The 22,138-nt window shown below is 57.6% G+C and carries 15 protein-coding genes and 1 pseudogene; 5 read left to right on the forward strand and 11 right to left on the reverse strand.

All coding sequences use genetic code 11. The annotated features are described in order from the left end of the window. The first annotated feature begins 27 nt into the window (after positions 1–27). Positions 28–699 (forward strand): MotA/TolQ/ExbB proton channel family protein, encoded by a 672-nt coding sequence (locus ACP90_RS15725; protein WP_062488872.1) that lies wholly within the window; start codon positions 28–30, stop codon positions 697–699. Here ACP90_RS15725 and ACP90_RS15730 read toward each other — a convergent pair. The 11 genes and pseudogenes from ACP90_RS15730 to tssI all read right to left on the reverse strand — a co-directional run bounded on the left by ACP90_RS15730 (position 691) and on the right by tssI (position 17,249). Next, complete coding sequence (locus ACP90_RS15730) at positions 691–2,424, reverse strand: hypothetical protein (RefSeq protein WP_062488873.1); 1,734 nt, start codon at positions 2,422–2,424, stop codon at positions 691–693. The genes ACP90_RS15725 and ACP90_RS15730 overlap by 9 nt on opposite strands. Next, a complete protein-coding gene (locus tag ACP90_RS15735) occupies positions 2,421–2,843 on the reverse strand; it encodes a biopolymer transporter ExbD (RefSeq protein WP_062488874.1) in 423 nt (140 codons plus the stop codon). The genes ACP90_RS15730 and ACP90_RS15735 overlap by 4 nt, the downstream gene beginning before the upstream one ends. A gap of 39 nt (positions 2,844–2,882) precedes the next feature. Beyond that, on the reverse strand, positions 2,883–4,862 hold the full coding sequence (locus tag ACP90_RS15740; protein ID WP_062488875.1) for a serine/threonine-protein kinase: 1,980 nt from the start codon (positions 4,860–4,862) through the stop codon (positions 2,883–2,885). After that, positions 4,862–5,626 carry a PP2C family serine/threonine-protein phosphatase gene (locus tag ACP90_RS15745; protein ID WP_022999356.1) on the reverse strand — a complete coding sequence of 255 codons (765 nt, stop codon included), beginning with the start codon at positions 5,624–5,626 and terminating at the stop codon, positions 4,862–4,864. The genes ACP90_RS15740 and ACP90_RS15745 overlap by 1 nt, the downstream gene beginning before the upstream one ends. After that, entirely contained in the window at positions 5,623–6,297 is a 675-nt protein-coding gene (tagF, locus tag ACP90_RS15750) for a type VI secretion system-associated protein TagF (RefSeq protein ID WP_062488876.1), read from the reverse strand. The genes ACP90_RS15745 and tagF overlap by 4 nt, the downstream gene beginning before the upstream one ends. Before the next feature lies 1 nt (position 6,298). Continuing rightward, positions 6,299–9,953, reverse strand: a pseudogene (tssM, locus tag ACP90_RS15755) (type VI secretion system membrane subunit TssM). 33 nt (positions 9,954–9,986) lie between these two features. Then, complete coding sequence (icmH, locus tag ACP90_RS15765; RefSeq protein WP_145915781.1) at positions 9,987–11,606, reverse strand: type IVB secretion system protein IcmH/DotU; 1,620 nt, start codon at positions 11,604–11,606, stop codon at positions 9,987–9,989. Further along, complete coding sequence (gene tssK, locus ACP90_RS15770; protein ID WP_055654006.1) at positions 11,606–12,940, reverse strand: type VI secretion system baseplate subunit TssK; 1,335 nt, start codon at positions 12,938–12,940, stop codon at positions 11,606–11,608. The genes icmH and tssK overlap by 1 nt, the downstream gene beginning before the upstream one ends. Positions 12,941–12,998: 58 nt before the next feature. Continuing rightward, positions 12,999–14,717, reverse strand: a complete 1,719-nt coding sequence (gene tagH / locus ACP90_RS15775) for a type VI secretion system-associated FHA domain protein TagH (protein WP_062488879.1) — start codon at positions 14,715–14,717, stop codon at positions 12,999–13,001. A 21-nt stretch (positions 14,718–14,738) separates the two neighbouring features. After that, the gene (locus ACP90_RS15780) at positions 14,739–15,335 is read right to left on the reverse strand and encodes a hypothetical protein (protein ID WP_139314123.1); all 597 of its coding nucleotides are present in this window, start codon (positions 15,333–15,335) and stop codon (positions 14,739–14,741) included. A gap of 51 nt (positions 15,336–15,386) precedes the next feature. Continuing rightward, complete coding sequence (gene tssI, locus ACP90_RS15785; RefSeq protein ID WP_145915782.1) at positions 15,387–17,249, reverse strand: type VI secretion system tip protein TssI/VgrG; 1,863 nt, start codon at positions 17,247–17,249, stop codon at positions 15,387–15,389. A 361-nt stretch (positions 17,250–17,610) separates the two neighbouring features. Here tssI and ACP90_RS15790 point away from each other — a divergent pair, with 361 nt between their 5' ends. The 4 genes from ACP90_RS15790 to tssC all read left to right on the forward strand — a co-directional run bounded on the left by ACP90_RS15790 (position 17,611) and on the right by tssC (position 22,065). Then, on the forward strand, positions 17,611–18,315 hold the full coding sequence (locus tag ACP90_RS15790; protein WP_158514183.1) for an OmpA family protein: 705 nt from the start codon (positions 17,611–17,613) through the stop codon (positions 18,313–18,315). A 116-nt stretch (positions 18,316–18,431) separates the two neighbouring features. Continuing rightward, positions 18,432–19,715 carry a type VI secretion system ImpA family N-terminal domain-containing protein gene (locus ACP90_RS15795; RefSeq protein ID WP_062488882.1) on the forward strand — a complete coding sequence of 428 codons (1,284 nt, stop codon included), beginning with the start codon at positions 18,432–18,434 and terminating at the stop codon, positions 19,713–19,715. 271 nt (positions 19,716–19,986) lie between these two features. Continuing rightward, positions 19,987–20,541 (forward strand): type VI secretion system contractile sheath small subunit, encoded by a 555-nt coding sequence (tssB, locus tag ACP90_RS15800; protein WP_022999366.1) that lies wholly within the window; start codon positions 19,987–19,989, stop codon positions 20,539–20,541. After that, entirely contained in the window at positions 20,542–22,065 is a 1,524-nt protein-coding gene (tssC, locus tag ACP90_RS15805; protein WP_022999367.1) for a type VI secretion system contractile sheath large subunit, read from the forward strand. Positions 22,066–22,138 lie beyond the last annotated feature (73 nt).

Here is a 22,138-nt window from a genome sequence, read left to right on the forward strand (position 1 = left end):
TTGAACGTCTGATGGAGCGTCTTTCGCATGGTCGAGACATCTTCCTCCCTTCTGGAGCTTGGCGGGCCGGTCGTGCTCATCCTGCTCGCGATTTCCGTTGCAGCGCTTTCAGTCATCCTCGCCAAGACCGTTCAATTCTCCACGGCCCGTGTTGGCCGTCACGGACTTGTTCGTCAGGCTGTCACGCAATGGCGAAGTGGTGAACGCACCAAAGCCGCGCAAAACCTTTTGAAGGACAGGTCCTTGTCGGGTGCACTTGTGCGCAGCGCCATGGATGCCATCCAGATGCTGGATCAGCAGCCCCTGTCCTCTCAAGTGCGCGACATCAGGGAAGAACGACTACGTGAGGAAATTTCTGCCAGGGCTGCCGACCGTCTGTTCGGCCTCGCCAGTTGGCTGAAGGCACTTGACCTGGTGACGCAGATTTCGCCCTTGCTCGGCCTGTTCGGCACGGTTCTCGGGATGATCGAAACGTTCCAGACCCTTCAGGAATCGGGTGCCTCCGCCAATCCTGCCACGCTTGCCGGTGGCATCTGGGTAGCGCTCCTGACAACTGCCTGCGGCCTAGCCGTTGCAATGCCAGTATCCATTGCCGTCACCTGGTTCGAAACGAGGCTGGAAAAGGAGCGGGCTGCGCTGGAAGTTCTCCTCACCGGCGTCTTCACTGCCGGTGCTTCATCATCGCAACCCTCAGCGTGACACCTTGAACGCCGTCAGCGAATAGACCCCAGGCTCTGCCAGTATCTCGGCCAACCGTTCGGAAGGAAGCCGTCCGAACCGAGAAGGCTGCCGCTCTGAAGGGCGGTTCCAGATTGCGAGCACGAGCGCTGTCTCGTCACTCTTGTCGCTGGCAATCATCGTCACCGGTACCTTGAAGCGCCAGCCGCCTGCCGTCTGACTGTTCGATGCAGGCAGAAGAAACTCCCGGCCGTCATGGATCTGCCCGGCATCATCGATCAGGTACAGTTCAGGTGGCCCCCTGCCGCTGAGATCCAGTCCCGATTGTTCCGCGCTTGCAATCCGCTCAATCGGCAAGTCACGCTGAATCACTCCGGAAACAGGCGTTCCGCTGCGCACAACCGTCCGGTCCAATTCGACCAGACCGGCAGCTTCAATGCCTTCAGAAACGCCAAGAGCATCCAGCAAGGCGCATTGCCTGCGCGTCACCAGTCGGACTTCGATCTTTGCCTCGAAACCCTGATCCGCCTTGAAGCGCTGATCGAAGATAGCGAAAGGCGCTATGCCTGCGCCAAAGGCTGTAACTTCCGCGGTATCCGCACCAGCTGCAAGAACAGACATATGTGTGCATTCGCCGAACTTGTAACCGGCAACATAGTCCGACACCTTTGCCAGGGGATCGATGGAAGCAACCGCGACGGGCGGCACGTTTTCTGTCAACTCCCCTTGAGGCTGCGTTGCGGGGACCGTTGAAGAGACCGGGGCATTGGGCGCTAGCTCGGGCGTTTCCGCTTCCGTGGGCTGCAGGGCAGCAACCTGTTGTTCCGCTGGCAATACCGCATCCACCTCCGCAGTAACCACCGGATCGACAGTTACGCTGGTATCGGGTGCAACAATGCCCGGGCTTTCAACGGAAGGCTGCGTTTGTGGAACAAAGACCTCAGACACGACTTCGTTGCCAGTGGGTTCGGCAGGTGTCTGATCGACTGCGAGCGGAGCCAGAACAGGACTTTCCTGCACAGCCGAAACGATTGTCTGCGTCTCACCTGCGGTGGCAACCTCACCGATATCCGTTGCAACCGCGACCAAAGGCATCACTTCCACCGTGGCAGGGACTTCGGCACCGGAAAGAGTGACTTCAGATCCGGCAATAACGTTTGGCGCGACGGGCGTCACAGCGACAACGGCATCCGGTACAGGCGTGGCGGCCACAACGGTGGAGGCGGTTTGCGGAACAACAGAAGGCTGAGTCACCTGAAGCTGCTCCGGCGGCGTTGCGGTGACCGGGCTTGTTTCGACGGGGCTGACTTCTTGTGCTTCAATGATAGGCGTGTCGTCGGAAAGCGATTGATCCAGAACCGTTACCGGCACGGCTTCAACCAGTGTATTGACTGGGCTTTCGGTGACCATCGGCTCAGACAATACCGGCTCCAGGAATTCCGCAGTCTCGGAATTGACAACCGTTTCCACTGGCACAGAAGTCTCGACGGGCAAGGGAGTGTCCGGTTCGAGCGGTTGTGCGATTTCAGTTTCGACACTTGCCAGATCTTCAAATGGCAGACCACCACTTTCCAGGATCACTTCGGTCTCGACCGGTGGCAAGAGGGCTTCTTCCGTCCAAGGCAACGCTGGCAGGCCGTAGATCAGCGCCGAAACATGCAAGGCAACCGAAACGCCCAAAACAGCCGGCCACACGTACCCCGGGATATCCCATTGCCGGTCCTTGTTATAGGCGACAACGGTCAAGGTGCACCTGCCTCAACAGTCATCAGCGTCAGGCGTTTCACACCGCCAGCTTTCAATCTGTCGGCAAGCTCAGAAACGGCTTCCATTCTGGTTCGCTTGTCGACTTGAACCACCATGTGGGGCCTGTCGGATTGCCGGGCTTCAAGAAATGGGCCCAGGTCGCCGTAAGCCAGCACTTCACCGTCGAACCAGACAGTCCCTGCCCTGTCCAGCACAAGACTGCCTTCCAGTTTGCCGCTGCCATCGTTCTGTTGCGTTTCCGCCCAGTCGAACCCTTCAGGCAAGGGCGGCCGCAGCGTTCCGGATACCAGTAGAAACAGCAGCAACAGGAACACCACGTTGATCAATGCAAGGGAGCTGTCCGCACGCCGGTGCGGTTTCAGCTCCTGCAAATGGATCGGTTTGGTGTAGCGTTTCATGGTTGGCCAGAATATCCGCTGCGCCAGGCCTCTTCCCGGTCAGGGCACCACTTTGACCGTGGTTGCCGTTGCCCGCAAGACCGGACCATCCTGCATCAGCTTTTCGAAATAGTCTTCCGGATCTTTTTCGCGGCGCTCGGAAAGCGTCTTGGTTATGTCCGGGCCCACCATTGCAATGATCAGACCGGTTTCTTCAGTAGACGTTTTCAAGGTCAGCGGCACAACGAAACCGGCGCCCCGGTCGTCCGTCTGCAGATATGGGGACAGATTGACCGTCTCACCCTTGCTGTTGACGAATATAAGCCCGAGCCCGCCCGTTGATGGTTCATAACCGGAAATGCGTCCGGCCATGTTGCTGCCGTTCGGCACGACCGTTCGCTGCATGTCGAGACGCAATTCGGTCTTGGCGTTTCCCTGTGGTGTTCCTCTCAGAAAAGCTATCGCCGGACATTGCGCATCGCTCACAAGGTTGACCTGGATCTTCGCTTCAAACCCCTGAGACTGGGTGAAGTCGCTGTCGAAACTGATGAATGGCGGCGTCCTGGAAGCAAATCCTTCGATCTCTGCGGAACGGCTCGCGATCTCTATCGGCTGCAGATACATGCAATCGCCCGCCTGGTAACTGCTCACGAAATTCCGGATCCGGTCTTCGGGGGTCACGTTTTCAGGCGTCTCTTGCGGATCGGTCGTCACGGGTGGCCGGGTAACGGTTTCGGTCGGTTCCGGTTTCGTGTCGACGGTCTCCTCTGGAGGCGTGGTCGGAATTGTCGGTACGGTGTTGTCCGGCGTCGTCGGCGCCTGCGTTCCCGGCGTTTGTGTTGAAGGCGACTGAAGCGCAGTTGTTTGCGTTTCAGTTGGCTGCTGGGACACTGGTTGCTGCGTTGCTGGTTGCTGGGTCGCTGGCGTCTGCGTTTGTTGTGTCACATTCGTCTGCTGCGACGGTGCGTCCGGCGCATTCGGTCGTGGCGGTGCCACAAGCACAGGTTTCTGGTCCTGCTCGGGCACGGATTGGCCTACCAGGAAATAGACACCCCCGGCACCGACACCGGCGAAACCGAGCAGCGACAAGGCAACCAGAATGCGCTTGCCCCAGTTTGCCTGAGGCGGCGGCTGATCCAGTGCGGATTGTTCCGGCGGTGGCGCAGAAGATGGCCGAATGATCGTGCGGTCCTGGTCCTGCCGCCCCATCGGAGCACCTAGCGTCCAGTCCGCAATTTCCTTCATGCTGGCCGGACGGTTTGCCGGGTCGGGCTGTAACATGGCCTCCAGCAACGGACGGAAACGATTGTCGATACCTTCCAAGGGAGGCGTCTGCCGTCGTTTGTCGACGATCTGCACCTGCGTGCCGCCCATGTCGATCTGTTTGCCGGTCAGGGCTTCCGCAATGACCAGGCCAAGCGAATAAATGTCGCTGCGCGCAGTCACCTTGGCATCGAAAATGCCGACCTGTTCTGGCGAAACATAATTGACCTTGCCTGCAAAGCCATCACCGATAATGGTCGGCCCGCCCGTGTTTGCCCGCGAAATACCGAAATCGATGATTTTGGCCTGCGCGACATCGCCGTTCTGGAGAATGACGTTGTCCGGCGAAAGATCCCGGTGGATCACTTCCCGGTCGTGAACCGCCTGCAGGGCTTCAGCCAGACGCTTGATCAACCGTGCCACCGCCTCCGGCTCAAGCGGACCGGATTCAAGGCGCGTGCTCAATGACGGGCCACTGACGAACTCCATCGCCAGGTAATAGATGCCGAGCGTAGGCTCCTTCGCGAACACGTAGTACTGGGTCAGTGCGTCGTGTTTGAGTTTGCGAAGGATCTTTGCTTCCCGCTTGAACAGATCCAGGATCATCGGGTCGCGCGAGAAGGTCGCGAGAAGGACCTTGACGGCAACCGGATCCCCGCTTTCCACGTCCCTTGCCTTGTAAACCGTCCCGATACCGCCATCGGCAATATGTTCCTCAATCTCATAGAGATTGTTGAGCCGGGTTCCGGCTGGTAGCAGGTGGGCACCAACGTTCATCAGTTGCGAACTCCTTCGCGCGCAGACATTGCATCGATATCGACAATCACGACAGTCACGTTATCCGAGCCGCCCTCTTCGAGCGCTCCATTGATAAGACATTGTGCCGTCGGCTTCGGCGCGCCGTTCATCAGGAAAGTACCAATCACACTATCGTCCAGATGTCCGGTCAAGCCATCCGAACACAGAAGAAACCGATCGCCCTGACGCAAATTTCCGGAAACCAGTTCAAGTTCAAGCTCGATCCCGGATCCGATCGCCCTGGTGATGACATGCCTGCGGGCGAACGTCCTTGCTTCTTCAGGCGTCAGCACGTTCTGGTCCACCAGTTCCTGCGCCTCGGTATGATCTGTCGTCAATTGTTCAAGACGGCCATTGCGCAGACGGTAGACACGGCTGTCGCCTGCCCAAAGGCACGCAAAGTTCGATCCGGAAATCAGAAGCGCGGCGATCGTCGTGCCCATGGCAGCTCCGTTCGCCTTGGCTGCGGCCTGTTCGATCCGGTCCTTTGCGGTAATCAACCTGCTTTCGAACTGCTCCAGAAGGTCTTCCGCGCTGCGCGGTTGCGCGATACTGGCAAGGGCTTCACGCACGAGACTGGACGCCATCGCACCGTCATGCATTCCTCCCGCACCGTCCATCACTGCGAAAACGCCCTTGCCCTCGTCAACGTAGAACGTGTCCTCATTGTGCTGCCGAACCCGGCCAACATGGGTCAGTCCAATCGCAAAGCCACGCATAGAGGCTTCCATTTGTTCGATCATGTTCGATGATCCTCCGGATGAAATCGCCCATGACTATTCCCTGCCACGTCCTGTCGAGCTTCCGAACCGGCGTAGGTTTCCGGGAGCAGCAGCCATCGAAAGGCGCTTGCGTCCGGCAGGCCTGCACACGAAAACTCAAAACCCACATCTCCTGCACGGCACCAGAATTCAGATGACAGAACATCCGTTCCTGGCATCGTCGGTAATTCGGCATCCCTGCCCTTCTTGCCGCTTGCCTCCACCGCAAGTGGCGATTCCAGACCTGCGACAGCCTGTTGAAAGTTTTCCAGGCTGGCATCTTCCTGCAAGGTGTCGCGCAAGATTGCCTCGGCATGGTCATACCAGGTCTCTTCCGGCCGACCATTCTGCTTTTCCAGTCGAATGTCGCTGGCAAGTGTCAATGGAAAGGTTCGGCCGACCTTGTCGACATTCGGCATGAAAGCACCAGCGACGGCCTGAACAGGTTCGTCACCCTCTGAAGAGTGCAAAAGCCAGAATCGCCACACCGGCATTGTCATGAAGGCTTCCTCCCACCCCGCGCCCAGATCCAGACGGGATTGAGCGAGTCCGGTCATCAGGAAGGCCTCCCAGCTTTTCAGAAAGCCGGCAGGGCACTGCCCGATGACAAAATCCGCTCGTGCCGGCAGTTTGCCGAAGTAACCGGTTCCCATTCTAGAAGCTCGTAGGGCAACTGAAATCGCCGACTGCAGACAGGAAGAACGGGTTCGGATTCGTTCTCAGTGTCACCGTGAATGCAACCTGTCTGCCGCCAAGCGTTTCGCGCACGACGAACTTGTTCTGACCGGAACTGACCCTGTTATCGCGAACGAAGCGATAGAAGGCCCAATCTCCATGGATTTCACGACGAGATCTGTAGCCAGGCACTTCCGGCTGTATCACCAGTACAACGCGCGGGGTAGCCGTGTTGCTGGGCCAATCAAAGTTGGCCGGCAACGGTTCGATTTCCGCGTTGAAGCCGGGACCACGCGTCACTAGTACGAGATTGCCGTTCACTTCCAGGCTGGCCGCGTCAGCCTGCTGAGAGAGGGCTCGCGGAACCACCTGAAGTCCGACGGACGGAAACGCGTTTCCTGTCGGGAAGAAGGCCTGCTTGATCAGGTCTGCACGTTCGAACTGCCGAAGCGTTGCGTTCGACAGACGGTCCGCCTGAGACACTTCAGGCTTCCAGTTCCAGGGGCGCGTCGAGGTATCGACTAGCGGCTTCAGGTTTTCATCGAAAAACCGCTGCATGATTCCCGTCGGTGCGAACAGTTTGGCAAATTCCGTCATCGGCACTTCGGAGCGACCGTTTTCAAACGGATAGTTCCGGGCGACGATCCTGCGGCATTCACCAACAACCTGGGTGCTCAGCTTCTCGTTCAGCTGCGTGATCGAGGTTTCCTTGAACTCCTCGTCAAATTCCTTCGCAGCCTGAATAATCAGTTTATCGAAAGGCGGCGGGAAACGCGTCGCGTTGCTTCTCAGCAGAGACGCCTGAATTTGCACGTTGGAATTTGCCGTTTCGCTCTGTAGCGGGTTGTTGGCCACGATCAGAAGGTTGTCGAGGATGTTCTTGAAGTTCAGCAGCAAGGCATCGATCTTGCGGCTGTTCTCGCCTTCCACCAGTACATGGTAAGGACGGAAGTGATCTTCGATCGCCTTGCCCGGAATAATGGTTGGACCTCCGCCACCAGCGGCAGTTCCAAGCGCGTTGGACAAACCTCCAGGCGCGATTGCCTGAAGTCCGGCTTCAAGGCCGATACGTTTCAATCCACCGGACGAATCCAGCACGTAGCGCTGGAAGATCTTCTGTGCAGCGTCAGTGCCGGCATTTTGCGCATTGCCGCCTGTCAGGTTTCCGGCAAGGCCTTCACTCGACAGATCCTGGGTGAGCAGGGTTTCGCGCCGAATGCTCTCAAGAAGCTGCACAACAGGTGATGTTGGTGCCGAGACGGCCTGAAGCGTCGTGTAAAGCGGCTTGTCGTTGCGCATCGACTTGAATTTCAAGTTGCCGAGCGCCTCTTCCCAGGCTTCGATGAAATCCTTGGTGTAAAGCGCCAGGATCTCGCCGGGAAGCGACTGATATTGGTCGGAAAAGGCATCGGCTTCCCCGACATCCCCAAACACCCACTTGTCCCGTTCCAGTTCTTCACGAATGCCGGCAAGGTTCGGCAGAACGGAAAGGTGGAAGCCCGGATAGGTGAAGAACTTGTCGACCGCGACCGTGTCCAACGTGTCGCCATTCTCCGTTTCGAAAACGGTCTCCATGTCGGAGCCGCCACGTTGTTCAGCAATCCAGTCTTCGCTGGCAAGACCCTTGGCACGAGACTTGAGAAGTGCATACCCACGCTCGGCGAGGCTGACACGTCCGAGCTCTCGCTGGACCTCTGCAACCAGAATGCCGTCAAGCTGATCGGTCAGGACGTTGCCACCGAAATCGAGATCGAGCATCGCGGCAACGTGGTTGTTGAGCTCGTTGCGCAAGATCTCGCCCTGAGGTCCGGGGAAGCTTTGCAGGAAGTCGGCACGGAACGAATTCTTGATCTGCTCCTTGTCGATTTCCGGCGCATCACCCGCCACCATGCGGTACAGCTTTGCCAAATTGTAGAGCGTATCGACGTCCTGTCCGCCCGGACCGGTGCGATTGTCGAGCACCTCGGTCATCTGCTCTTCGATCCTCAAGAGCAAACGCGGCCGCAACAACCTTTCCAGACCACTTCTGTAGGACGTTACGCCAGCAGCTTCCAGACGGTCGCGCTGGCTGAGGCCGAACTGTTCCATGACAGGCGTTGGCGTATCGCGGCTGTCGTAACCAGCCGGCAAGCCCCGCAACATCGACAGGAAGTAGGCGGTATCCGCCAGATTGTCGTCGCGTACAACCCGCTCCGCCAGAACGGTTTCGCCGTTTACGCGCACCGTGTCCACAGCCTTGGCGGTTTCGTCAATCAAGGCCTTGTTGTTGAGATAACTGATCCCCCACAAGCTGCCGAGGCCCAGGGTCACGAGGGCAATGGCTGCGTAAGCCGCAATGCGGGTTGCGGTCGCAACTCTGACGGCCTGCCGGTTATGGGTTACCCAGCCGGCTTCTCCGATAATCACCTTGGAAAGAAGATCACGCAGGAAGTAGCTCTTGCCCTGACCGGATAGAGCGGCTGCCTGATAGGCTGTCCCGAAGGCCTGGCTCATTGAGCCGATGACCCTGTCGATGGCCGTGCCTTTTTGGGTACCGGAGGTAAAATAGAAACCGCGCAGAACAGCATTCGGATAATACCGGCTCGGTTCGAAAATCGCATTCAGGAAACCGGTCAGACGATCCTTCAGGGCAGCAACCTGTGTCGGGAAGCCATAGAGCATCAGCCGGGCGCGTGGATCCGGTTCTTCCTGAAGACGATCCGCCATCTCCTCGTTGAGACGCTCCACCAGCAGATCAAACTCGGCGGGCGCTTCCGACACCATGTTCTTGGTTTTTTTCGCGGGTCTGGAAAGTCGCTCCCCAGACCAGGTTGCGACGGGTTTCGGGATAGGAGCCGAAAAACTCCATGAAGCCCGCAACCGTGTCGGCCTTGGTGAAGATCACATAGACCGGGAAATCGATTTTCAAGGTCTTGTAAAGTTCGATCAAGCGCGTGCGGATCGCATCGGAATGCTGTTTCAACTCATCGTCAGACAGCGTCATCAGGTCTTCAAGACTGATCGACACCATGACGCCGTTGATCGGCTGACGCGGACGGGCCTTGCGCAGAATATTGAGGAACCCGTGCCAGGCTTCACGGTCATGCTCCTCGTCGGAATCCTGCGTTGTGTAACGCCCTGCCGTATCGATCAGCACAGCCGTTTCAGCAAACCACCAGTCGCAATACCGGGTTCCGCCGAGGCCCTCCAGCTTCTGGGCCTCTCCCTTTGCGCGCGAACCGGCAAACTTCAAACCGGAATGCATCAAAGCCGTGGTCTTGCCGGCGCCCGGAGGGCCGATCATCAGGTACCAGGGCAAGTCGTAAAGATAGGTGCGCGCGTTTCCACTGGACGTCTTGAGCGTCTTCAGAGCGTCCTTCATGCGCTCCGACATGATCTGCAAGTCGGCATCACTTGCCTTGGGCTGCAGGATCTCACTCTCGAGTGCCCGGTTGGCCTTGACGCGCTTGTAGATCCGGTAGCCGGTCCAGCCGCCAACGATCAGAAGGACAAGCGCAACCAGCGACAACCTTACCCAGAGAGGTTCGAAGGGCCTCACACCGGCGATCGACAGGAACGGCCCGCCAAACCAGATCAGACCGATCAGGGCGAGTATGCCGATGACGATTGCCGTTATTCCGAGCCAGAATTTCATAGATACAGCCTTGTTCTGCGGTTGCCCCGGATATCAGTTGTTTATCACCAGCCCTTTGGCCGGTGGCTTCAGGAAGACTTCCACACGTCTGTTGAGCGCCTTGCCTTCCCTGCTTGTATTGGGAGCGATCGGCTCGTCTGCGCCACGTCCTTCCACCTGCACCCGCCCTGGTGTCTGGAGGACTGATTCCATGACGGCGGCAACTGCCTTTGCCCTTTCAACGGACAGGTGCCAGTTCGTCGGGAACCGCGGATTATTGCGGATCGGGTCGCTGTCCGTATGGCCGACGACCAGAATTTCACCTTCCACCTGGTCGAGGGTCTGGCTGACCTGCTCGACAAGAAGCTGAAATTCAGGACGCAGCGTGGCTGCTGCGACGTCGAACTGCGCGCGCATGCGCAACATGATTGCCGGTCCCGCCTGCGAAATTTCCAGGCCATCGATACCTGCCAGCTGAGCGGAGACAGTATCGATCGCCGCATCTTCTGGTGGTGGTGGCGCGGGTGGCGGTTTGGGTTGATAGCCTTCGCGCGCCAGTTCGATCGGGCCCGACGGGTAAAGCGCACTTGCGCGTCCTGCGACAACTTCACTCCCGCTCGACAGAAGAAGCATCAAGGTGACGTAGCCCCCAAGAAGCAATGCACCTGCAACGGCCGCGACCGACCAGATCGGCACCGAGAACCCTGCCCGCTTTTGCAGAAGTTCCAGGCCGCGCCAATGGGGAGAGAGATCGTCTCCAGGCCGCGGGCGAACACGACGCAGAATTTCATGCAGGTCGCGTCGTTCGCGCTCCAGGCCCTGCTGGCCACCCTGGATCGCACGGTACTTGCCGTAAAAGCCGAGTGACAGACAGGAATGCATGACCTCCAGAACACCGTAGTTACGACCGGGATCCTGCTTTGCCTTCTCCAGTAGCTGATAGAACTCGACACCGCCGGTTGCCTGACCGAAGAACTGGGTCAGCATGGAATATTGCGTCCATTGGTGACGTCCGGCAGACGGCAGGTTCTGGACGATATCGTCTGATGTCGCACAGAGCGCATAGGCGGCGGAACGGATCTGGTCGTCCGTGATTCCGGCGCTCCGCAATTCTTTCTCGAACGTCTTGATGGCGCTGTAGACATCGCGCATCAACTGGTCGAACTGGGCGTCCGTCATTGTCAGGTGAAGACGGCCCAGAAGCAGAAGCAACGGGGCAGCCGCACGGGAAATCGGATTTCGATTGGCAACGCGGATCTGGTTGATGTCCGGCATATGCGCCAGTTTACCGGCACCTTGTGCAGGTGCGGCCGCCGGCTGTGGCGCAGCACCTTGCGGTGCCTGGTAACCGCCTGGCGGGGTTCTGAGATCCGGTGCCTGCTGCTGGCCATACTCATACCCGGCTGGCGTTGGAGCGTAAGGATCACGTCCTCCGCCGCCTCCCCCGCTTTGCCACGGATCCGAGCCACCGGAAGGCGGATTGTGTGGCGGTGGCGTAGCTGCGTGTGCAGGAGGCGCCTGACCGGGAACCTGTTGTGGCGGCGGCGCAGGTTGCTGAGGCGGCTGGCCGGGTTGTCCTGGCTGGCCTTCGCTCCATCGCCCGCCCGGATTGGGCATTACAATTGTCTTTCCCTTGCGTTTGGAAACGCCAAAGGGATCGTCATTGTCCGACATCAGCGGCCCTCCCGGACGGCATAGAACTCAAGCTGCAGATCCGGCCAGTTGCCGGAGAATTGCAGCCCGATCGCCGAGTCCTGGCTAAATTCGCGCCAAAGCGGGGTCGTCTTGTCCAGCCGGAAGTAGACACGGTCTGTGAGAGCCCGGATCTGTGCCGGTGGTACCGGCATGTGGATCAGCGGAATACCCGGCAGGTTGGAGTAGACGATCTGGCGCATCTGACCGAAGGGGCCAACCTTGAAGAGCCTTGGAAACTCGTTCTGAATTTCCGTCAAAGGCCTGCGGGCAGCCACTTCGATGACAAAGCCCGCCTGCGAGAACAGGTTGCGATCGACAATGGTCGACTTGAACGCATTCGGCGCCAGTTGTTCCAGAGGCAAGCGGATTGCACGCCGGTCGTAGCCGGCCGACAGGAACGCCTGTATGTCGGCCAGGACCGGCTTGAAGATATCATGCAGCTTGTCGTGGTCATAAACGGGATAGTTGCGCGCTCGGCGCTCTTCCGTTGCAAACGTTGCAAGCTCCCCCGCCAGCTGCAGGAACAGTATGTACAGCCGCTCCGGATGCACATAAGCCGATTTGCGCAGGTGCATCAGCAAAGGATAAGTGCGGTTGAGCAGCTGCAACGTCAGATAATCGAAATTCTGCAATCCGCCCCCGGCGGACGTATCGGCGGCGTAACGCGCCAGTTCGCTCAGTTTGCGCTCCACCCAGCCAATGACGGAGTCAATCCAGCCGGTGACGACCGGATGCACATGACAGGCAAGTACCGGCGGCGCAAAGGAACCATCGGTTATGACAATGCGATCCTTGATTTCCGTGATACGGGCGACCGGCAGGCAGACCTGACCGGGATGGGGTGTCGAGCGAATCGAATACTGCAGGCGCGGATGCGCAACATCGATCTCCTCCTCCTGGCGGATGGTGGAGGTGGAATCGATGATCGTCTCCCTGCCCTGAATATATCTCGTGGCGGCATCGTCGCGGCCATTGGCAACTTCCACCGCATTGACGGTCGTCTCAGGAATTCCCAGCCAGACGATTTGTCCTGCCGCGTCCTCCGGAACGTCGATTGCAGGCGGCGGCGTACCGTCGGCCGGGAAGTTGAACACCGTTCCGTCGGAGAATATGCCTCGGCCATAGCGAAGCGCGAACCGGCATTGCTGTCCTACGTCCTGATCAATTTCCAGCTCGGAAAAGCCCCAGGGATAGGGAGAGGCAAAACGGACCCGTTCGTCCAGCATGTGCTCCGCGTACCGGTCGCTCTGCTGGAGATGATGAGGCCGCAGAAACAAGCCTTCGGTCCATGCAACCTTGCTATACCACGACATAAAGGTACTGCTCCCTTAACACTTTAGCGCCTTCGCGCTCTTAAAACTGGCAAAGGTCTTAATTCATCAGTCCGGAGCTCTGCTCCGGATCGTCACTGCTCAATTCTTCATAACCTTCGGTAAAGTATTGCGTGAAAAGCCCAACCACGCCATCGTCGTACGAACCGGACAAGGAACTCCAGCGTTCCTGAATCCGTTCCCATAGCTTGGCCTTCTGGTTACCGAATGTACTCTTGGCGACCTGGCCTTCTGCCTCGATCGCCTTGGGGGAAAGCTTTTCTTCAAATCTTCCTGCAGCCTTCTGCATGGCTGCATAGGTCCAGACATGATGTTTCTGGATGTCCTTGAAAGCAGCCTGCATGGCCTTTGAAATCGGCAAATACCCGTTTTCTTCCGCTCCTGGAGCCAGCATCGTCTGCAATGCCATTTGCGGTGTCGGCGAAAACTTCAGGGCATTGTTCCCGCTGCGCATGATCAGAGTGCGGTTGGCGTTTCTGGTCATGGCTTTCACCTGACTGCGTGCCTGCAAAAGACCCATCAAGTCGCCGGTGATGCCTTGCAATATGGCCCCGACTTCCCTGGCAAATTCTTCCGGATCACGGCCGGCCAGCGTTGCAGCCGGGATACCGGCTCCTTCGGCGAAGGCCTTGATGAAATCAACATTGGCCGCCGGAATATTAGCCGGCTCAACATCAACCTTTGCAACCGCCGCTGTGTCTGCCTTCGCTGGTTCTTGCGGGGCAACAACAGGCATGGCCTCAGGTGCAGCTTGCTCCACTGGAGCCGGTTGTTCAGGCTGAGGTTCCTGGACCGTTGCCGACTGTGTTTCCTCTGCCTCCGGCGTGCTCCAGACAGGCGCTTCGGGAAACGGCGATGCTGTGGGCTCTCCTGCAGGGGGCGGAGCAGATTCGGCCGCCGGTTGCTGGGTTGGTGCCTCTGGTTGAAGATCCGGCATCTGGAAAAGCGGCTCAGCACTTTCCTGCGCCGGGTTTTCAGACAGCGCCGGAAACGGAGATTGAGCTACAGGTTCCGGAAATCCAAAAAGCGGCTCTGCGGGTGCGGCTCCGGCAGATTGAAGATGCGGTTGCTGGGCAAGATGATCCAGCGGGTCCGCCTGGGCCGGTCGAGGCGCTTCCCGTTCGCCGATGTGCGCATTCGGATCGTACAGCGAAGGATCCGCCGTACCCCAGCCGTGTCCTTGCTGGCTCCAAACATTATCTGCCGGCGTGCCTATGCCTGGATTGGAGGAAGGCGGAGCGTGTCGCCCTTCCATGCCCGCTCCCGGTGTAGCCCAGGGCCCACCCTGATTTTCCATTGGATAGTGACCGGGTGCCGCGCCCGCCGGACCAGGCCCCGTAGGCCAGGAGGAGCCACCGGGTGAAGACGAGGTTTGCGGTGCGTCCCAGGGCTGAGGAGCAGCGGCGGCGACTGGTGCTGCGGACATGGCTGGCTGCCCGGATCCGGCTTCCAGCGATACGACGATGATGTAATCGCCAATCATCAGCCGATCGCCGGAGCGCAGCACATGTGCCTTGTCCATGCGGGTCTGGCTGCCATTGAGGAAAGTGCCGTTTGTCGAATAGTCGTAAAGAACGAAATTCCCGCTTTCAAAGCGCACTTCGCAATGTTTGCCGGAAATCATCCGCTGGGGATCGGGGAGACTCCAGTCCAGATGTTCGTGCCGACCAATGTCGAAGCCTCGGTCGGCACAGCTGTAGGACAGCTGACCGCCGGTCTCCAACCGGTCAACATTTTCAATCTGGAGCGTTATGCGCATTCCCACATTTCCTCTTTGCGCTTAGGAAAAGGCTGACGAAGGGCCGCCGACGGTCACCGCGGGCATCATCCCACCTCCGGCGAAGGACAGCCCGGCAGACAGGCAAGATTTCAGGGCCTCATCCCGTTTGGCAGGCTCAAGTGTTCCAAGCGCAATCAACACAGCTGTATTCACGGCCTTGGCCGTCAGGTCGTCAGGCATGTCCACCCGGTGCTCGGGGCTGGGCGAAAGGGATCCGCCAGACCAGCCTGCAGCAAGACCGATCCAGACGGACGCGCTGTCCTTCTTGGCGGCCTCAGCCGCAGCGTGAACCGCAACACGGGCATCTTCATCCCCCTCGCGGACCCAGGTCTCGCTGAGTTTAAGAACCTGCCGGTCATCCTCGTTCTTGGCCTGATCCAGACCGGCAACGCAGTTCATGCCCCACCAGACCGATTCCCGTTTCGGCAGGATATGAGCGAAATAGGCAATCGCCGACAGCGGTGCCTCGCTTTTCTGCAATTCCAGAGCATAGGCGTCCGGAGCGATATCCGTGGCCGGTTCGCTTACCGTTTCCGACAACTCCGGAAAAGTTTCAAATACCTGTCTAGCCTTTGTAAAGCGGATACGTGATCCCATCTGCTCTACTCCGTTTTTTCTCTTGGCCGCATTCGTTCAAGAACCGCAGCATCAATTGATCAGTACAAGGCCGCCCTTGAGTTTCAGCAACGCACTGCCTGTCACATTGGTCATTGTACCCTTGGCGTTGAGCATGCCCGAAGCCACGATATCGATTTTCACCGACTCGATCTTGATCGAGGCAGGCGTCATGGTGATCTTGCTGGCGCCGCAAATAAACTCGATCTTCGCTCCGGCAGTTACCTTCCAGTTCATGCCGATATCTTCAGTCGTGTTTCGGCCAACCGATTCCGTTCGGTCAACGTCGATCTGGGTCTCGCGGCAGTTTTTGACATGCAGCATTTCGTTATTCTCGATAACGGTCTCCATGTCTTTTTGGGCATGAACCCCAACAAGCTCATTCCCTTTGGTGTCGTCGAGCACGAACTCGTTGTAACCGCCGCCGCCTACCGTTGAATCCGACTTGATGCCGGCTTTGTTTTTCTCGCCTGGCAAAGAGTAAGGTGGCATGTTTTCCGCATTGTAGACTGTGCCGACGATGATCGGTTGATCCGGATCGCCTTCCAGAAACTGAACAATCACTTCCTGGCCGACACGAGGGATATAGATGCCACCCCAGTTCTTGCCTGACCACACTTGCGCCACGCGAACCCGCCGAGACGCTGTCTTGTCGCGGTCCCAGTGAAAGGCGACCAGGATCTGACCGTATTCGTCCACATCGATCTCGCCTTGCCCCACGACTTTTGCCGTTTGCGGGCCGGGTATTCGAGGTTTGCGGGTGATGGCCGGTGTGCGGAACGTTATACTGGAAGGCAGAACGTCATATGTCCCGGTATAGGCTTCTCCCTGGGCCCCACCACCACCGGAGCGATATGCCTCGGTGATGATCCGATGGCTTGCACGCACGATCAGGTGCTCCACGTTCTGCGGTTTGTGGGGATGGTTGAATAAGGTGAACAGCCCTCCTGCAAAGAACCGCGGCACTTCGCCGGCTGTTTCAATTCGCTTGTCCGCAGCCTGTTCGGCTTCCATACGAATCTTGCTGAAGGTGCTGCCCTTGTCTTTTTCAGTGTACCTTCCCGGATAGTCATAGTTTTCCAGAGACCCGGCCCGATATTTAGTACCTGCATCACGCTCTGCTTCCAGCAGCGCACTCGGTTTCTCGAAATCATAATCATTGACTGCAAACTTGCCGGTCCGAAACTTGCGCGTCGGAATCCAATGGTAAAGATGCTCCTTATCCCTTTGACTGTCGCCGCCAAGAGCAATGTAGGGAATGGAGCTGTCACCAACGATCGGGCTGTAGGACGATTTGGCGTCCGCCAGAATCATGATGTGCTTGCCGTCCTTGTGCTCAAAGAAATAGGAAATTCCGAATTCTTCCATCAACCGGCAGCAGAAATCGTAATCCGATTCCCTGTACTGGACGCAGTAATGAATCGGATCATAGGATTCAGTCAGCTTGATCTGGAAATCGGCGAAGTCATGCTCATTCAGGACGTTCTGAATGATTTCAGGCGCGGACATGTCCTTGAAAATTCGACAATTTGAGTTCTTGGTTAGCAGCCAGAACCAGGGGCGTAGCGTCAATTTGTAGATGTAATAGGAATCGCGATAGCCTATCCATTTCGCATCTGTCAGAAGACCGTCGAAATGCCGCGTATCACCATTGTTGGTGACAACCTTCACCGTCATGGAAGTCGCTATGGCCTGGTCGAAATCCAGATCCTCTTTCTGACTCAGAACCTCAAGCCTGATCTCAAAATCTTCGCTGAGACCCTCGTCGCACTCGATGGTGACAACGGAAAGCTCATCCTTGCCAAAGACCGATGTCAGCTCGGCCATTCGGTTAGCTTGTTTAAGTTGTCCTACGGCCACGAAAGATCTCCTCGGAAATAACGCGGTTTTCTGCAAAAAGGCAGCCTGGCGGCTACCACGTTTCAGACACTAAGGCGTTTCCGGCAAAAATAGTGTGCTCAAGAACACACTTGATGCAAATACTTTGAACTTCAAACCCTTTTGTGAAGGAGGAGGCACTTGCCCCTTCCCCAAGTGCGGCTAAAAAACACCGCCTGCTGCTTTTAAATACTAACCCTGCTCACCGACGTCACCCCAACAGCTCTCCTCTTGCTTATTGCCGATAAAACGACATACTGACATCAAATCGCACTTTAGTGACTTTCGCCACACTATTATTCTTATCCATATGGCACGATCCATTTCGAAGCCCAAAGCGACATCGCTTTTGAACACTCCACAAGGGAGGATTGAAATCGTGACCCCTACTGTATTTTCGCTCGACCGGAACAATGCCGCTCGGACCGGACTTCGCCGCGCTCTCCTGGCTGCTTCCGTTTCTCTCGCCATTGCCTTGCCGGCACTTGGAACCGCTCCGGCTTTTGCCCAGGACGCCACTTATTCGGCCGATGAAGTCAGCAAGCACTTCAAGCAGCTCAAGACGCGTTCACTGAAGCCGGCTGGCGGAACGCGAGCTCTTTGTATCGGTACTCGCGACGAATGTAATCCGAACGCCAAACCGGATGAAGGCGGTCAGGTCGCAGTCTCCCAGGACGGTGCAAAGACCGAAGGTGGTGAAACGGAACAGACCCTTGTGGTCGATCCGGAAACCAACGCCATCGACGCTGCTTTCAACCTGCTGGTTTCGTTCGAATATGCTTCGGCCAAGCTCAGCACGTCCGCACAGGCCAACCTTCGTGAGTTTGCCAAGGGCATCAATGATCCCGATCTGGCCAAAGCCACATTCGTGATCGAAGGCCATACCGACGGAATTGGCTCGACCAACTACAACCAGCGTCTTTCCGAAGACCGTGCGCAAGCGGTTACCCAGTATCTTGTCAACCTCGGCGTCAGCCGGGACCGCCTGAAAACTGTTGCCTACGGCGAATCCCGACCAAAGGTTGCTGATGTAAACGATCCGGCAAACCGCCGCGTTGAAAGCAAGCTGGTACTCGAGCAATAAAAATACACACACCAGACATGCCGGACCGGAGCTTTTCCCGGTCCGGGTCTCCTGAACAATAACCGGGACCGATCCCGGACATACCACCGGAATGCATACCGGGCTGGGGAGCACGAATGAATTTCGATCCGGAAACCTACGGCACTGAAGTAGCGCCGGGTGCTGGCTGCGGGCCGGACCTCTATGATACCGAACCCGCCTTTGCCGCGCTTCTGGATTCGTGTGAGGAATTGCTGCCGGAGCGGTTCAGCGAATTCGACCGATCCGAGATCGACTTTACCGACCTCTTCAAGCAGATGGACGGCTTCCTGAAGCAATCCAGAGACCTGAGACTGCTTGTCATTCTCGCGCAGTTCGGCCTGCTGAGCGGTCAAGTCCATACGTTTGCGAACTCGATTCGCATCATTCGCAAACTGTTGGAGAACCATTGGGACGACGTCCATCCAAGCGATGCCGACTTCGGCCACATGGAACGAATCGGAGCGCTCGAATCTCTCAACAACAGGCCCACGGTCGTTCTTCCGCTGGAAGCAGCGCCCCTGCTCAAGACCCGCCGGACAGGGCCCATCAGCTATCGCGCCATCCAGATTGCAGCCGGCGATGCCACGGCACGTCCGGATGAGCATACAATCTCTCTTGGTGCGATTGAGGCGGCACTGACATCGGGCGAACTCGAGCAGGACGCTATCGACGAGATCCTCAAGGACCTTGGAGACCTGCCGGACGAACTTCAGACCATAGCCGAGCTGTGCACCGAAAAGCTCAAGGAGAGCGGTGCGAAAGCAGCTCCTCCCAATTATGAGGCCTTGTCCACTCTCCTGAAGGAGATGAATGCCGAACTGAACAAGCGGCTCGGACGCCTCTCCCCTGAAGAGACGGAGGCCTCTTCCTCTGAAGATGCTGCTGCAGAGGCAGCAGCAGGCGACACGTCGCAGGCGTCTCAATCAGAAATCAAGAATGCCGCCCAGGCAAAACTGATTCTAGATGCTGTCGAAGACTATTTCGCCAGCCGCGAACCGTCGCATCCGGCTTTGTTTCTGGTGCGCGAGGCTCGCGGCCTCGTCGGAAAGTCCTATCTGGATGCCTTGAAAATACTGATGCCGCGCAGGTTCGACGACGTAGCGCTGATTCTGGGTGCGAGCGGGTTACAGCTTTCCAACGACCGACTGATCGACCTGAACGACGGTGGTGACCGGGAACTGGGCGAAATTGACGATTTCGCAGTGATGGTGATCGAAAGCCGAAGTGACGCAATGAAGGGTATTGCGGCGGTCAAGGGTTACTATTCTTCCAATGAACCCACCAGCCCGATCCCCCTTTTGCTGGACGAGGCGCAGAATATGAGTTCCGGTTCATTCACCGGTCTTCTCAACCTCTTCCTGAGGCCGGAGGAGGACTGATTCAACTGCCATTACAACCCCTATGTTACCTAGGGTTTTCAGCTTCTTACTTGACACCAATGGCCAACGGGTCCTCAATATTTCGAGAAAAAAATAAACCATCGATCATGTGACCGTGATCACTTCCCGTTCCCCAGAAACGCAGTACATAGATATCAACGAAACGCAGCGCCGACCTAAGTACAGCAATTAGCAAACAAGAGTTACGCGCTAGTATTTGACTAAAATTGACCTTTTTTCTTCTGGGTCATGAAAATGAAAGGCAAGTACAATGGCATCGAACAGCGGGCAAGGCTTTATCAAGCGCAACAGACCTCCGCGGGTCCACATTTTCTATGAAGATCCGTTTGACGCGGAACAGAAGGTGGAACTGCCATTCGTCATGGGCATCATGGCCGATCTTTCCGGCGACAACCCTGGCGTGGAAAAAGCCGATATCGATGACCGCAAGTTCCTCGACATCGACATGGACAACTTTTCCAAGCGCATGGAAGCAATTGAACCTGGCACCTCCTTCACCGTGAAGGACAAGCTGTCCGGCGAAGAAAACTCCAAAATGAGCGTCCAGCTGCGTTTCAAGAGCATGGACGACTTCACCCCGGGACGCGTTGCCGAACAGGTTCCGGCACTCAAGAAGCTGCTCGATGCACGCCGCAGCCTGGCTGCATTGCGCACCATGATGGACGGACGTGTCCAGGCGATCTCCCAGCTCGAGGAGCTGACCCGGGACCCGGCCCTGATGCAGGCACTTGCTCAGAAAATCGAAGCCGACAAGGCATCGTCCGCCGACAAGCAGGCAGACGGCGACGGCACGGAGGAGGCATAAATGAGCAGCACCGATACCAGCGCCCAGGCAAGTGGCGCAGCAGCCGGCGAAGTTGCGGTTGAGAAGAGCCCCGAGGAGTTCGCCTCGATCCTGAAACAGAATTTCCGGATCAAGAACGAAAACGATACGGCCAATCAGCTGGTTGACAACGCCATGTCGACCTTCCTCGCCGAAGCCCTGTCCGATCAGGCGCTTATCAAGGAAGACGTCTACGACACGATCGATGAGATGATCGCGAAGCTGGACGAAAAACTGACGGCTCAGGTGAACGAGATCATTCACGCCGAGGAGTTCCAGACACTTGAGAGTGCCTGGCGCGGGATCGATTACCTCGTGCACCAGTCTGAAACCGACGCTTCGCTCAAGCTTCAGTTCCTGAACATCTCCAAGAAAGAACTTGCAGGCGTGTTCAAGAGCTACCGCGGCGCCAAGTGGGATCAGAGCCCGCTGTTCAAGCAGATCTATGAAGCCGAATTCGGCCAGCTGGGTGGTCAGCCCTACGGCTGTCTCGTGGGTGACTATGAGTTCTCCTACGACCCGCAGGACATCACCGTGCTGCGCGGCATGGCAAAGATCGCTTCGGCAGCCCATGCACCGTTCCTGGCAGCGGCCAATCCGCAACTGATGCAGATGGACAGCTGGACGGAACTGCCGGCCAAGCGTGATCTGTCCAAGATCTTCGATACGGAGATCCATGCCCAGTGGCGGACGCTGCGGGAATCCGAGGACTCCCGTTACCTTGGTCTGACAATGCCCCGCGTGCTGGCTCGCCAGCCCTACGGTGCGAAGTCCGACCCAGTGGAAGAATTCGCCTTCGAAGAAGAGTTCGGCGAAGATAGCCACGAGAATTACGCCTGGATGAGCTCGGCTTATGCCATGGCAACCAACGTCAACCGTGCCTACAAGGAATTCGGTTGGACTGTGCGCATCCGCGGCGTCGAAAGCGGTGGTCTGGTGGAAAACCTGCCGACCCACGTCTTTGAAACCGACGATGGCGGTGTGGACCAGAAGTGCCCTGCGGAAATCGCGATTTCCGACCGGCGCGAACACGAGATCTCCCGTCTGGGCCTGATCCCGCTGATCCACCGCAAGAATACGGACCAGGCAGCCTTCCTTGGAGCTCAGTCCGTCTTCAAACCGCGCCAGTTCTCCGGACCGGACGGCAAGGATGCAACGGCATCGGACAACCTGTCTGCCCGCCTGCCCTACATGTTCGCGACCACTCGTTTCGCCCACTACCTGAAAGTGATGGTGCGCAACAAGATCGGTTCGACCAAGGAATCGGCGCAGCTGCAGCGTTGGCTGAATGACTGGATCATGGACTACGTCGATGGTGATCCGGACAACTCGACCGAGGAAACCAAAGCGCGCAAGCCGCTGCGGGAAGCCAAGGTCACTATCGTGCCCGACGAGGAAAACCCCGGATATTACCGGGCCCAGTTCTTCCTTCGTCCGCACTATCAGCTGGAAGGCATGGACATCGGCATGAGCCTGGCGTCCCGCATTCCGCAAGACGGTAATTGATTTCACAAATTGCCGGCGGGGCGGCAGCCTGCCCCCCGGCATGCATCCCACGGGATGCAGCCCGGTTTTCCCG

Origin of the sequence: Labrenzia sp. CP4, assembly GCF_001579905.1 — a bacterium.
Taxonomy (GTDB): Bacteria; Pseudomonadota; Alphaproteobacteria; order Rhizobiales; family Stappiaceae; genus Roseibium; species Roseibium algicola.